This window comes from Candidatus Latescibacter sp., assembly GCA_030692375.1.
Taxonomy (GTDB): domain Bacteria; phylum Latescibacterota; class Latescibacteria; order Latescibacterales; family Latescibacteraceae; genus JAUYCD01.
This window is the reverse complement of the sequence record JAUYCD010000144.1, coordinates 16,835-29,911: the sequence shown is the minus strand read 5'-3', so window position 1 is coordinate 29,911 and position 13,077 is coordinate 16,835. Positions and strand designations below refer to the sequence as shown.

General features: G+C 51.5%; 13 protein-coding genes and 1 pseudogene. 6 read left to right on the top strand and 8 right to left on the bottom strand.

Annotation, left to right across the window (positions count from 1 at the left end):
- Positions 1 to 168 precede the first annotated feature (168 nt).
- The 6 genes from smpB (at position 169) to Q8O92_08910 (ending at position 5,338) form a co-directional block, all read left to right on the top strand.
- Positions 169 to 630, top strand: coding sequence for an SsrA-binding protein SmpB (smpB, locus tag Q8O92_08935; protein MDP2983440.1), 462 nt, complete (start codon positions 169 to 171; stop codon positions 628 to 630).
- Positions 627 to 2,387 (top strand): N-acetylmuramoyl-L-alanine amidase, encoded by a 1,761-nt coding sequence (locus Q8O92_08930; GenBank protein MDP2983439.1) that lies wholly within the window; start codon positions 627 to 629, stop codon positions 2,385 to 2,387. Before smpB ends, Q8O92_08930 begins: the two co-directional genes overlap by 4 nt.
- On the top strand, positions 2,388 to 3,224 hold the full coding sequence (locus Q8O92_08925) for an ATP-binding protein (protein ID MDP2983438.1): 837 nt from the start codon (positions 2,388 to 2,390) through the stop codon (positions 3,222 to 3,224).
- A gap of 18 nt (positions 3,225 to 3,242) precedes the next feature.
- Entirely contained in the window at positions 3,243 to 3,443 is a 201-nt protein-coding gene (locus Q8O92_08920) for a hypothetical protein (GenBank protein ID MDP2983437.1), read from the top strand.
- Positions 3,440 to 4,036, top strand: coding sequence for an RdgB/HAM1 family non-canonical purine NTP pyrophosphatase (rdgB, locus tag Q8O92_08915; protein MDP2983436.1), 597 nt, complete (start codon positions 3,440 to 3,442; stop codon positions 4,034 to 4,036). The genes Q8O92_08920 and rdgB overlap by 4 nt, the downstream gene beginning before the upstream one ends.
- A gap of 243 nt (positions 4,037 to 4,279) precedes the next feature.
- Positions 4,280 to 5,338 carry a hypothetical protein gene (locus tag Q8O92_08910; GenBank protein ID MDP2983435.1) on the top strand — a complete coding sequence of 353 codons (1,059 nt, stop codon included), beginning with the start codon at positions 4,280 to 4,282 and terminating at the stop codon, positions 5,336 to 5,338.
- A gap of 14 nt (positions 5,339 to 5,352) precedes the next feature.
- On the opposite strand, the gene Q8O92_08905 is transcribed toward Q8O92_08910, so the two are convergent.
- The 8 genes and pseudogenes from Q8O92_08905 to Q8O92_08870 form a co-directional block, all read right to left on the bottom strand.
- A complete protein-coding gene (locus Q8O92_08905) occupies positions 5,353 to 6,276 on the bottom strand; it encodes a PorV/PorQ family protein (GenBank protein MDP2983434.1) in 924 nt (307 codons plus the stop codon).
- A 254-nt stretch (positions 6,277 to 6,530) separates the two neighbouring features.
- Entirely contained in the window at positions 6,531 to 7,958 is a 1,428-nt protein-coding gene (gene gatB, locus Q8O92_08900; GenBank protein ID MDP2983433.1) for an Asp-tRNA(Asn)/Glu-tRNA(Gln) amidotransferase subunit GatB, read from the bottom strand.
- Positions 7,958 to 9,421, bottom strand: coding sequence for an Asp-tRNA(Asn)/Glu-tRNA(Gln) amidotransferase subunit GatA (gatA, locus tag Q8O92_08895; GenBank protein MDP2983432.1), 1,464 nt, complete (start codon positions 9,419 to 9,421; stop codon positions 7,958 to 7,960). The genes gatB and gatA overlap by 1 nt, the downstream gene beginning before the upstream one ends.
- Positions 9,422 to 9,660: 239 nt before the next feature.
- Positions 9,661 to 9,852: pseudogene (locus Q8O92_08890) on the bottom strand (twin-arginine translocase TatA/TatE family subunit).
- Positions 9,853 to 9,896: 44 nt separating this feature from the next.
- On the bottom strand, positions 9,897 to 10,166 hold the full coding sequence (locus tag Q8O92_08885) for a DUF4321 domain-containing protein (protein MDP2983431.1): 270 nt from the start codon (positions 10,164 to 10,166) through the stop codon (positions 9,897 to 9,899).
- A 28-nt stretch (positions 10,167 to 10,194) separates the two neighbouring features.
- Positions 10,195 to 10,935 (bottom strand): CDP-diacylglycerol--serine O-phosphatidyltransferase, encoded by a 741-nt coding sequence (gene pssA / locus Q8O92_08880; GenBank protein ID MDP2983430.1) that lies wholly within the window; start codon positions 10,933 to 10,935, stop codon positions 10,195 to 10,197.
- Positions 10,936 to 10,952: 17 nt separating this feature from the next.
- On the bottom strand, positions 10,953 to 11,621 hold the full coding sequence (locus Q8O92_08875) for a phosphatidylserine decarboxylase (GenBank protein ID MDP2983429.1): 669 nt from the start codon (positions 11,619 to 11,621) through the stop codon (positions 10,953 to 10,955).
- A 206-nt stretch (positions 11,622 to 11,827) separates the two neighbouring features.
- A complete protein-coding gene (locus Q8O92_08870; GenBank protein MDP2983428.1) occupies positions 11,828 to 13,042 on the bottom strand; it encodes a trypsin-like peptidase domain-containing protein in 1,215 nt (404 codons plus the stop codon).
- Positions 13,043 to 13,077 lie beyond the last annotated feature (35 nt).

Here is a 13,077-nt window from a genome sequence, read left to right as displayed (position 1 = left end):
AACAAGTTCAGGGTGATCACGTTTGTTATTTTCATTGGAAATTGTCATGCCGAACTTGTTGCCGCTTCGCGGGAACGATGAAACCGTTTCGGCATCTATACATACTATGTCAATCCACCTGGGTTTCCCCCTCTATTTTCAAGAGAGGGGGTCAGGGGGTGAGTTAATATGGAAAACACAAAATCGATAGTTCAGAATCGCAAAGCCCGTCATGACTTCTTCATCCTGTCCACCATTGAAGCGGGCATCGCCCTTCAAGGAACGGAGGTGAAATCCCTCCGCGATGGGCGTGTCAACCTCAAGGACAGTTACGCCCGGGTGAAAGACGGCGAACTGTGGCTGCTCGGAATGCACATCAGTCCCTATGAAAAGGGGAATATCAATAACCACGACCCGGAGAGGGACCGGAAGCTCCTCCTGCATGCCCGTGAGATAGATCGTATGCGCCGGGGCATCGAGGAGAAGGGAATGACGCTGATTCCCCTTTCCCTGTATTTCAAGGAAGGCCGGGTCAAGGTTGAACTGGGTCTGGCCAAGGGAAAACACGAGTACGATAAACGTGATAACAATGCCGAACGTGAAGCCAGGCGTGAGATGGACCGCGCCCGCAAGAAGGTAATTCAATCATGAAAAGGGTAAATTATCTATTTTTAGAGGCTTTTACAAAAGTCGTGTTATATGTAAAAAGAAAACTCGTTTTTAACTACAGCCCCCTATCCCTCGGTCCCTTTCCCCCTAAAGGGGGCAAGGGAGTTCTTTGCTCCACATTCATGTCCTGCCCCCTCCGGGGGAAGGATGTCCGAAGGACAGGAAGGGGGCTGCTTCAAATTTTCCTGACACTGGCTCTTATCCTGGCACCCGTTCGGACGGCTGTGGCGGCAGAGGTGGAGAATTTTACCCCGTTCAGCTTCATCACCCTGGACAAGACTCCCTATATTTCGTTGGTGGACATTGGAGAAACTTATCATGTAAAAATCTCCTATGATCCGGTCACCCTCGGCATGACGCTTGCAAGGGGAACAAAAACAATCACCGTCTACAACCTTTCCAAAACTGCGAAGGTGAACGATACACCGGTGAATCTGGCATTCCCGGCGCGATTGATCCGTGGAGCGATATATGTTCCGGCGTCCGCAATTCTGCCCCTGCTTTCCGAAATGCTGAACATCTCCCTGAACTGGGACAGTCGGAAGAAAGGAATTTTATCAGTCGGCAGCAGGAACTCCATTCTGGGAGTTTCTCTCGATGACCGCGCGCAGGGAACGCTCCTCCGGATTTCCCTCTCGGATTCGCTGCAGTTTTCAACCGAGATGGCGCAGTATAACTGGCTCACGTTTATTTTTCCTGATGGCGCTTTTTCGCGGGCAATCGGTCCCGGAGTTCCGGCGGCAGGCATGGTCCTCGACAGCCGGTTCACCCAGCGTGACGAGGGAGTACAGCTCTCTTTCCATATTTCCGAGGACATGGAAAGTTATGATATTTCCCGGACCGAGGATTCACCGGATATTCTCATTTCGCTCCGCAAGAAGCGGTCGCCGGGCGCCAGGAACCTTTCCCCAAATCTCCTGCGCGGTATTGAGAATGTGGTAGATTCTCTCAGTCCGAAGCTGGATGGAGAGACGTCTCCCCCGGCAGTTGTCTCCCCTGCTGACGAGCGATTGTGGAGCATCAACACCGTGATAATAGATCCGGGGCACGGCGGCCAGGACAGCGGCGCTGTAGGCGCCGGGGGAACCAAGGAGAAAAACGTGGTGCTTGCAGTGGCGAAAGAATTGAAAAAACTGGTTGATGAACGTCAGGAAATTACAGCGGTCATGACCCGGAACAGCGATACTTTTGTCGGGCTATACCAGCGCGCGACCCTGGCGAAACGCGCCAACGGCAAGCTCTTCATCAGCATTCACGCCAACGCCGGCCGGAACCGTGAAGCGGAAGGCATGGAGATATTTTTCCTTTCCGCGGCAAGGACAGAGGACGCCAAGGATGTGGCGCAGCGTGAAAACGAGTCGGTAAAATACGAAGATAATCCCGGATTGTACCGGAAACTGATCAACGATGCCGGTATAGTCAATGACATTCAAAACGATATGGCATCCAACGTGTTTTTGAAAGAGAGCCAGGACCTCTGCAGCGTGCTCCTCGACAACGTGTTAAAAACCACCCGTCAGACAAACCGCGGAGTCAAACAGGCTGGATTCTATGTGCTCGCGGGAACCAGGACAGCCATGCCGAGCGTACTGTTTGAGATCGGATTTATATCCAATCCGGAAGAAGAAAAAATGCTCAACCGCATCAGCTACCAGAAACGGCTTGCCCAGGCGATATACGACTCTATCATCAAGTTCAAGGAGCGTCATGAGCGCGGCCTCTTTTCAAGGAGCGAGTGAATGAAAACATGCAAGGTGTGCGGCTCTTCCGGTATCCGTTACGACCGTGACATAAAAGCCGGCTCCCACGGCGACCTGGTGATCTGCGACTGCATCCTGAAAAAATGCGCCTGCGGAGGAGTGCCGCCATATCAGATGTTTCAGAAAGAGGGAGGTCATTCCTGGTGCGCCTGCCGGAGCGCACGGGTCAAGCTCGTCTCGGCTAAAAAGGCGTTCAAGGAATCGCAGATACCGAAAAAATACCAGTGGAAGTTCTTCGAGGATTTCAAGATTGTGGCCCCTGCCGCCAATACCCTGGTGGGAATTACATCCACCATCCGCGAAACTCACCCCGATACGAAATGGAACAACGGCTTTTATCTCTGGGGACGTGCCGGAAGCGGGAAAACGCTTCTGGCCGCCATCATTCTCCAGGAACTTATGCTCAAATACGGTCTCGCCGGAAAATTTGTGGATCTCTCGCGTCAGTTCTTCCAGCGTTTGAAAAATTCGTTTGATACTGCAAACGATACCGGGGAAAACGCCGGCGAGATACTGGATGAGCTTATTCAGATTCCCTTCCTGGTCATCGATGATTTCGGAGTCCAGCGCAACACCGAATGGGAATCGGAAATGCTGTACAACCTGATAGATTCGCGCTATTCGGATGAACGGGTCACCATAGTCACCTCAAATTTTCACGTTTCAAAGTACAAGGAAGCGCCCCAGGGAAGAGTCCTTTCCGATGTAGCCCAGGAAAGAGTCCACTCCCGGCTGGTGGAGATGTGCACTATAATCAAGGTCGACCTGCCTGATTACCGGGAAACGTTCACACGCGATAATTCAAATATCACATAGTAACCCTAAGAAAGACTCATGATTACCCGCAAAGACGGCCGGGCGCCGGATGTGGACATGAACATCGTTATGACCGATTCCGGCGGCCTGGTTGAGGTGCAGGGAACCGCAGAGCGCCGAACATTTGACCGCAATCAACTGCATACCATGCTCGACGCCTCCGAAACCGCTATCCGTAAAATCATCACCGTTCAGAAAGAAGCACTGGGGCTGCGATGAACAGGAAGCTGGTTATCGCCACCCTCAATCAGGGGAAACTGGTCGAATTCGAAGCTCTCCTCGAAGGTAGCGGCATTCAGATCCTTTCCCTGGCGGATTTCCCCGGCATGCCGCCCATCGAAGAAGACGGCGCCTCATTCCTTGATAACGCGCTGATCAAGGCACGGGAGACCTGCGCCTTCACCGGATTTGCCGCCCTGGCCGACGACAGCGGCCTTGAGGTTGATGCGCTCTCCGGTCTCCCGGGAATCCACTCAGCCCGCTTTGCCCCGACCACCGCCGAGCGTAATGCCAAGCTTTTGAAGATGCTTGAAGATGCGCCGGACGTCCGGCGCATCGCCCGGTTTGTCTGTGCGCTTGCGCTGGTACGTCCCGACAGTTTCGAGTGGACCGCACGGGGAATCTGTGAAGGTATGATCGCACGTGAACCATCCGGTTCGGGCGGTTTCGGCTACGACCCCCTCTTCTATTATCCTCCGCTCGGCATGACATTCGCCGAAATCCCGCTCAAAGAAAAAAACCGTATCAGCCACCGTGGGCGAGCGCTTCACGCGTTTAAAAGAGCGGTTCTGGAAAACAAGATACTTCTTTGAGCTTAGTCACTTTGTTGCTTTACTTGCGCTGACTGCGTCCTTACAGTATATTATGCAAGATTTATTTTATAAAAGGCTTGTGAAAAATGGCCTTTTTCGCTTAGACCCTGAAACGGTATTATCGTTCCCGCAAAGCGGCAACAAATTCAGGGTGACACGGTCATGCCGAACTTGTTTCGGCATCTATAAAATAAACAGGATTTTTCAGAAGCTTTTTATATGTTTACCTTAAAAGGAGTCTCTATGAAGCAATATAGTGTATTAGCTTTAGCTGTGGGTTTATGCCTCCTTTTTTTCTCCTGCTCCCAGAATACCTCTTCCCAGAAGAACGGAAAACTGACCATCATCTATTCCGGAAATAACGGCGCCAAGATCGACGTATGCGGCTGCCGCATACCCAAAGGCGGACTGGCCAAACGGGCCACTTTGATAAGCCAGACCAGGGAGAACTTCCCGAATGCCCTCATCCTCGATTCCGGCGCTCTGCTTTATGACAGCAACAAGCTCGCACCTCCTCTTGAAGACAATGCGCGGCGAAGAGCCGCGCTGACCCTGGATGTTGTTAAAAAATCCGGTATAGATGCCGCTAACGTGTCCAGCATGGATTTGGCCAACAGCCCGGACAGCCTTCTTGCCATGAAAGAGCGCGGACTTCCCTGGCTCTCGGCGAATATTGTCTGGAAAAACTCAGGAAATCTCCTTTTCCCGCCGGACACTGTCAAGACGGTTGACTCGTTCAGGGTGGGCATTTTCGGCTTCATGGATCAGAATTCTTCAGGCGTGGCTTTTTTTGATGAAACCTCTCCGCTCAAGGTGCTCGATCCGGCTGAAACCGTCCGTAAAGAAGTGGAAAAACTCCGAAAAAGGTCAGATGTGGTTATCGCCCTGGCTTACATGGACCTGGAACGCGTTCAGAAACTTGTCCAGGATGTGCCGGGAATAGATCTGGTAATCGTCAGCCATTCCCATGAACACAGCCAGAACTCGGAGCACCCATTTTTCGAACCTTTAAAAACCGGAAAAACGCTCATTGCCCGCTGCCCGGATGGCGGAAGGGTTATGGGAGTCCTTGAACTGAATGTGGTCAATGGCGCGACCGACTTCGCGGATGCAAAAACTGTGAGGGATCTCCGGCCTGAAGCGGTGAAGAGTAAAGACAAAAATCCCATAACTGTCTCTACCTGGGTAAACACTTTCTACGATCTCGATTACCGGATACCGAGAAATGAAGCGATTCAGGCGCGGATAGATTCTGTAATTAAATTGAATGATGATTTTCTGAAAACGTTACAAACCCGATAAAGAAATGGATAAATTCAGAATATCTGTGCGCTCAAAGTAATCTTGTGCACATTATCCAGATCGTTGTTCGGATAGTACGCATAGTTGAAACGGTAGCGATCCAGGTTCAAACCGAAACCCATGGTTCGCACCCCTGAGAAGTTTGTTTTAGATTTCTGGCTCAAGAGGTCCACATCGCTGCGGCTCCTCGTTCCCCCATACAGGAAAAAACGATCATTGATATTTGCTTCCACTCCGAACGCGAAAGAGATATCGCTGTCATTGGGAAACGTGACATCAGCCATCAGGGTAAATGGTGAATGCTGGAGTGATTTACGAACTCCCACGGTCAGATACAGGGGCAATTTGTCGGTGTAGCTGCTGGAATATCCGCTCAATACTTTCCCTACATTCATGAGCATCGCCCCCACAGTCAGCCCCTCGAACGGCGGAGTATAGATGGCGCCCAGATCGAGCGTCGCCGCCTGGGCGGTAAAATCCTGGATTTTGGAGGTCAGGTAGGATACAGTGGCGCCGATTTTCAAATCCTCGCGGGGCTGCTTTCCGATATTGAACGAGATTCCCATATCCCCGGCGGTGAAACTCCCGGTACGGTCGCCGGAGCTGTTGGTAGCTATGAAATCGCCATAATTTACATAGGTTACCCGCACTCCCAGGTAATGGTCCTTAATTTTATTGGCATAGCCGATGGAACCATACTGGGTGTCCACAAAATGGGATACATAACTCAGTTTCATCGTACCACGATCCATCCCGGTAACGATTGCCGCGGGATGAACCAGAATTCCGGCTGTCCCGTCACGGGCCGCAATGCATTCCCCGGCGGCGGATACCTCGGCATCGCTCACCGCTTTCAGCCAGACAAAGCCTGTAGTGCCGATCCCGTCGTTGATACTGCGCCCAAAAGTAGCAGGGCAAAAGGAAAAGCCGCCGGTCATGATGATCAACACGGATAGTAAAAATTTTTTAAATCTGGAGCCTTTTGAATACGTCGAGATTTTTTGAAGCAGCCCCCTTCCTGTCCTTCGGACATCCTTCCCCCGAAGGGGGCAGGAAACAGTTTTTTGTTCCTGCGCATCAGCAATGACTATAGGGCAACAACTTCCCTTGCCCCCTCTATTGATAGGGGGCTGTAGTAATAATCTCGCCTTCATTATCCTGAAACCGCCTGCAATACGCATAAAAACTCTCTTCATGAGAGCATCTCCGTGATGATGGAATTGACCTCTTTGGGATTTGCCTTGCCCCGTGTCGCCTTCATGACTTCGCCGACGAAAAATCCGATAAGCTGGGTTTTTCCGGCGCGGTAACGGGCTGCTTCGCCGGGATGTGTGTCTATAACCTTTCGTGCGGCCTGCCTGAGCTCATCCTTGTCCGATATCTGACGGAGCCCTTTCTCTTCCATTACGTCATCCGGGTTCTTTCCAGTAGCCGCCATTTCATCGAATATGGTTTTGGCCATCAGACCGGAAACTGCCCCCTCGCCTATCAGGGAAATGAGAGCAGCCAGCATCTGAGGTTTCACTTTAAACTCGGCGATATCGGTCTGAGTTTCATTTAAAACCCTCAGTACTTCACCCATCACCCAGTTCGATGCTTTCTTCGGGTCCGCCCCGGCGTGAATGACCTCCTCGTAGTAAGCGGCGATTTCCGGGACTGCGGTCAGAATGTCTGTATCGTAGGCAGGAATTCCGTATTCACGCTGAACCCGGGCGCGCATCTCATCACGCTGCTCCGGAAGTTCAGCCCGTATGCGGGCGATCCAGCCGTCATCTACCACGACCGGAACCAGGTCAGGTTCAGGGAAATAGCGGTAGTCATGCGCATCTTCCTTGGAGCGCATGGAGGACACAGTGCCGCGGAGCGGATCGTAGAGAAGCGTTTCCTGCACCACACGGCCGCCGTGCTCCACCATGGAAATCTGGCGCTCGATCTCATGCTCGATGGCTGCGGCGACATTGACAAAGGAGTTCATGTTTTTGATTTCGGTGCGGGTTCCCAGTTCCTTCTGTCCCTCCGGCCGTATGGAGATATTGGCATCCACACGGATATTGCCCTGTTCCATGTTGCCCCGGGAGGCGCGGGAGAAAACCAGCATTTCCTTCAGAATGGCGAGAAACCGGGTCACTTCCTCCACCGATTCGAAATCCGGTTCGGTTACAATTTCGATGAGGGGAATCCCGCAGCGGTTGACATCAAAAAATGAATCGGGGTATCCTTCCGCATGCACCAGCTTTCCGGCGTCCTCTTCCAGGTGAATACGGTTCAGGCGGATGCTCTTTTTCCCTTTCCCGGTCACCACATCGATATGCCCTCCCCTGATAAGCGGAAGCTCAAACATGCTGATCTGATATCCCTTGGGGAGGTCGGGGTAAAAATAGTTCTTGCGGGCAAAGCTGCTCTTCCGCTGCACCTCTCCCCCGGTGAGAAGCGCCATGCGGATGGCGAGCTCTATTACCTGACGGTTGAGCACAGGCAGCACCCCCGGCATGCCAAGACACACCGCGCAGGCATGAGTATTGGGGTCGCTGCCAAATACGGTGGAACAACCGCAGAAGATTTTGCTGTTTGTGGCCAGTTGTGAATGGATTTCCAGCCCGATGGCGGGGACATATCGTATCATGACAGCCCTCCTTCGACCGGCAGTCTGCCCACACGGCGCTCGAGCGCCCCGGCCAGGCTGAACAGGGTGGTCTCTTCCAGCACCCGCCCCATGAACTGAACTCCGACCGGCAGCCGGTTTGAGGTTTTTCCGGCGGGCACAGCGATTCCCGGCAGTCCTGCAAGATTGAGCGAGATGGTATAAATATCGGCCAGGTACATCTGGAGGGGATCATTCAACTTCGATCCCAGCGGAAACGCCGGAGTAGGCGAAATGGGTGCGATGATGGCGTCCACTTTCCCCCAGGCGGCGTCGAAATCTTCCTTGATTAGGCGGCGGACTTTCTGAGCCTTACGGTAGTAGGCGTCATAGTATCCTGCGGAAAGGCAGTACGTTCCTAGCATGATCCGGCGCTTGACCTCCATTCCGAAGCCTTCGGAGCGGGATTTGCTGTACATTTCAAACAGATTTTCCGCTTTCGGGGCGCGGAAACCGTAACGCACCCCGTCGTACCGTTCAAGATTGGCGGAAGCCTCGGCAGTAGCCAGGAGGTAATACGTGGGGATGGCATATTCCATGTGCGGCAGGGAGATATCGATCACTTCCACCCCCTCCGAGCACAGGATATCGACTGCATCGAGAGTGATTTTCTTCACCTCCGGGTCGATTCCCTCCCCAAGGTATTCACGGGGAAGCCCGACCCTGAGTCCCTTGACCGAAGCTTTCACACTCTCCACATAATCGGGCGAGGGCACATCGAGACTGGTGGAATCGCAGAAGTCGTGTCCGGCAATCACCGAGAGCACAAGCGCCGCATCCTCCACTGTTTTGGTCATCGGTCCGATCTGGTCGAGCGAAGATGCATGGGCGATAAGCCCATAGCGCGAGACGCGGCCATAGGTCGGCTTGATTCCGACAATCCCGCAGAATGAGGCCGGCTGACGGATAGATCCTCCGGTATCGGAGCCGAGCGCGGCGATGCATTCGTCCGCCGCCAGGGCAGCGGCGGAACCGCCCGAGGAGCCGCCGGGCACCAGAGTTAGGTTGTGCGGGTTTTTGGTGAGGCCGAACCAGGAGGTTTCGCATGTTGAACCCATGGTGAATTCGTCGGTGTTGGTTTTCCCGACAAAAACCGCCCCGGCACTGATGAGCTTTTCGATTACATGCGCATTGTATGGAGGAATAAAATTCTCGAGAATACGCGAACCGGCAGTGGTACGGGTACCGGCGACCACGATGGAATCCTTTATCGCCATGGGAACACCGCCGAGCCGACCGATCTCCTTGCCGCGGGAGAGTTTCCGGTCGATTTCACGGGCCTGGTCGAGCGCCTTTTCACCCATGACAGTGATGTATGCATGAATGATCGGCTCCATCTGTTCGATACGGTCAAGAACAGACCGGGCAGCCTCCTCGGCGGAAAACTCTCCGGACCGAATTCTTTCAGCAAGCTCACAGGCCGTCAGTTCAAAAAGCTCCAAAGTACTTCTGCCTCCTCATTTCCCGACCACCAGAATTACAAAGCTGTCTTTAGTCAGACTTTTAAAAATAGGCCGGGAAAACCCGACCTGTGGGTAAAAAGACCAGACTCCAGTATTTTTATTCTGGATTCTGACTTCTGTCTCCTGAATTCTTATTCCTTTTATCCCTCTTTTTTCTCCGGGGAGTTAACCTGTTCGGCAGTCTGCGGTGGTTTTTCTGAAATTCTCTGGCCTCTCAGCTCATTCCTTACCGGGGGATTGTTGGTAGTAACGCCAGAATCAAATTCATCAGTGACATCTCTTGCCGCTTTTTTAAACTCCGTGATTCCCTTGCCGATACCGTGAGCAATCTCCGGTATTCTTTTCGCCCCGAAAACAAGGAGAATCACCAGAAAGATAAGTACAAGTTCCATTGGTCCGAGTCCGAACATATCTATTACCTCCTCACTATAAATCCCGGCAAGCAGGACAATTCTCAGTAAGAATATTTATGATAATACCAGGCGCCTACAATGCCAAGAATACTAAAAAAATTAATATGCAGTTTAAACCCGAATGTTAAGACGATTATAATCAAATTTAGATCCCAGGGACCTGCAATATATTCTGCCAAAGGCGCCACAAGCGCTCGCGCCACTATATGATCTTCAGGAAGGAACAAACCGAGAAGCTGCCCCAGCGCGCTTCCGATCAGTATTCCGATAAACAAAGTAACAATAAGCAGGCCGATACTTTTCGATTTCATTTAAACTCCGGGGCATAATCTTTTCTATCTAAAATCTGTTATTGTCTGCCTTATGAAAAACATGGATCAATGCAGGAGCTGAAAAGTATCTCATCGGACCCGAAAAAAGGTAAACTATCCCGAAAGGAAAGAGAACCTCATCGGGAAAACATGCGATAAGAATAAGCATACCCAGGAAAAAGATGCTCCAGAATATATCTTTTGTTCTTCTGAACCCCAGCTTCGGCAATACGTTGTATTTGAATTGGCTTACCATGGCAAGCGATGTCAAAATGACCAGAGCAACAGCAAAATTAAAACCGCTCAATCCTTCCCATACGTTGCAGAAGAGAACGTACGACGCCAGGATACCTGCTCCCACCGGAATCGGCATACCGGTGAAATACTTTTTGCTGCCGGTGGACGCGGACACATTAAACCGGGCAAGACGGATCGCTCCGGCGGCCAGGAATATGAACGAAAGGAACAGACAAACTTTGCCGGCGTCGGCAAAAGCAAAACGGTAGAACAAGATCGCCGGAGCTATTCCGAATGACACCACATCGGCAATCGAATCGAATTCTATGCCGAATTTGGATGCGCTTCCGGTAAGTCTGGCTACCTTGCCGTCCAGCGCGTCGAAAACCGTCGCAATGATGATCCACCACGCCGCAGAAATCAGCGCTTCCCTTGTTCCTTCGACAACATTGGCGACTGCAAGAAATCCGCATAGGAGGTTGCCAAGAGTAAACATGCTCGGTATCACTATCCTCATACTAAACATCTTCATATTTCCCCCTGTTCCCTTTACTTACCCTGTTTTTTATCCATGGTAATACGGGCTATTATCGTCTCTCCTGCGCGCACATGGTCTCCCGGTTTGACCGCAGACTGGAAATCGGCTGGGAGAATAACATCGACCCTGGAGCCGAACCGTATGATACCGATACGGTCTCCTTTTTTCAGTTCGTCGCCTGCTTTTACTCTCGTCACCACCCGGCGGGCAATCAAACCCGCTATCTGACGGACTCTAACCAGGCCCCATCGCGTTTCCAGGTCGGTGTCGCCATGTTCGTTTTCATACTCAGCGCTTTTATTATACGCCGAATGTTTTTTCCCGAACCAATGATGTACAGCAACTACTCTTCCATCGACCGGGCTGCGATTTACATGCACATTAACTACGTTCATGAAAACCGCGATCCGGAGGGCGCCCGGCTCTGGGAATCCATCCGCCTTTATCATGCCGGAATCAATGACCACACCATCGGCGGCGGATATCGCGAACCCCTCTCCCTGCGGGATGTTCCGCTCGGGATCACGGAAAAAGGAAACTGCAAAAAAAAGTGCAAGCAGGAAAATTCCTGCTGCCCATTTCAGAGCAGTCCAGCCAAAGAAATGGTATCCTCCCCAGCAAAACAACGCCAGGCCAAAAAACAAGCCAAAAAGTTTTATACCGTCCGGATCGATTTTCATGGAATCATGTATGACGACAAAAATAATTGCGCATGTTTAGTATGATTAGATCCTGCAACGAGTTCAGGATGACGTCATGCCGAACTTGATTCGGCATCTATTTCGAAAAGAAATAAAAAAATGTCGTCATGTATAAGAATAAAATATACTTCAAAGGTTTAGGTTATACAAATTCTTTTTATAGAGCTGTTCAACCGGTCTTTGTATTACTGGGCGCCAAGCTTCAGTTCCTTGTTCATCTTCTTTCCGCCGCGGACTATAATCAGGGTGAATGTCTCTCCCGGCACCGACCCCCTGAACATGCTGACCAGCTCTTCCGAGTCGTTTATAGTAAACCCATTTACCCCGGTTATGATATCGTTGATCTTCAGTCCGCTCTTATCCGCCGGGCTGTTACGTTTCACATCTAAGATTACCGCTCCGCCTTCTTCCTTGAATTTAAGAGAACGGGCCATTTCACGGGTGATATCCTGAATCTTCAGTCCGGTATCCCATTTCCCGATATCATCATTCTTGCGGTAATGATCGAGAATTAGTTTCACCCGATCCGAAGGGATTGCGAATCCGATACCGACCGATCCGCCGCTCTTGCTTATTATCGCAGTGTTCACTCCGATCAGGTTCCCGTTCAGATCAATCAGAGCTCCGCCCGAATTGCCTTCATTTATGGCAGCATCGGTCTGTAGCATGTTACGGTAGTAGCGGATGCCGGAATCGGTATCGATGGTCAGGTTTCTCTTCATGGCGGAGATGATGCCCCGGGTGACTGTAGGCTCTCCTCCGGCAAGGCCGCCGGTGATGCTGTCGCCAAACGGATTGCCGATGGCCAGCACGGTCTGCCCGGTAGAAAGGCTGCCGGAGGAGCCGATTTCAAGGTGAGGCAGATTATTGCCGTCGATGGAAAGAACCGCCAGGTCCTGCTCCGGGAAGTTGCGGATAACCTTGGCTTTGAATTTCCTGCCGTCTGTAAGGATTACATCAAGCCTGCCGATTTGATTTCGAATGCTGATGACATGGTTATTGGTGATGATGATGCCGTCCTGACCGATAATCACCCCGGAGCCCATAGCCGGTATGTCATCCCTCTGCGGTCCGAAAAACATGTTGAAGAAAGGATCGTTGTACCGATAGACAAAGGAAACAGCAGTATGAATGGAAACAACAGCCGGCATGGCTTTCTTTGCTACATCCATGACCAGCCGGTCGTAGCTCATGGCATTCTGGAGGTCGGTTTTGGACAGTTCATGGGCCTCCGCCACCGGCTTAACCGCCGTATCCACTCTCTGTGTGGATTGAATCCGGCTTGTCCAGAACATTCCGAGGCCAAATCCCAGGACAAAAAGCAGAAGCAGGGTAAGAGTCGATCTCCTTTTAGGCCGGTTGAAGGCTCGATAATCTTCGTAAGGAGGATATGTATCCATTTATTACTCCTGTGAAAAACACTTTATTGAATAAA

Coding starts and splice junctions, on each gene's coding strand:
- smpB (MDP2983440.1), top strand. CDS start 169: ATGGAAAACACAAAATCGATAGTTCAGAATCGCAAAGCCCGTCATGAC.
- Q8O92_08930 (MDP2983439.1), top strand. CDS start 627: ATGAAAAGGGTAAATTATCTATTTTTAGAGGCTTTTACAAAAGTCGTG.
- Q8O92_08925 (MDP2983438.1), top strand. CDS start 2,388: ATGAAAACATGCAAGGTGTGCGGCTCTTCCGGTATCCGTTACGACCGT.
- Q8O92_08920 (MDP2983437.1), top strand. CDS start 3,243: ATGATTACCCGCAAAGACGGCCGGGCGCCGGATGTGGACATGAACATC.
- rdgB (MDP2983436.1), top strand. CDS start 3,440: ATGAACAGGAAGCTGGTTATCGCCACCCTCAATCAGGGGAAACTGGTC.
- Q8O92_08910 (MDP2983435.1), top strand. CDS start 4,280: ATGAAGCAATATAGTGTATTAGCTTTAGCTGTGGGTTTATGCCTCCTT.
- Q8O92_08905 (MDP2983434.1), bottom strand. CDS start 6,276: ATGACCGGCGGCTTTTCCTTTTGCCCTGCTACTTTTGGGCGCAGTATC.
- Q8O92_08885 (MDP2983431.1), bottom strand. CDS start 10,166: ATGAAATCGAAAAGTATCGGCCTGCTTATTGTTACTTTGTTTATCGGA.
- pssA (MDP2983430.1), bottom strand. CDS start 10,935: ATGAAGATGTTTAGTATGAGGATAGTGATACCGAGCATGTTTACTCTT.
- Q8O92_08875 (MDP2983429.1), bottom strand. CDS start 11,621: ATGAAAATCGATCCGGACGGTATAAAACTTTTTGGCTTGTTTTTTGGC.
- Q8O92_08870 (MDP2983428.1), bottom strand. CDS start 13,042: ATGGATACATATCCTCCTTACGAAGATTATCGAGCCTTCAACCGGCCT.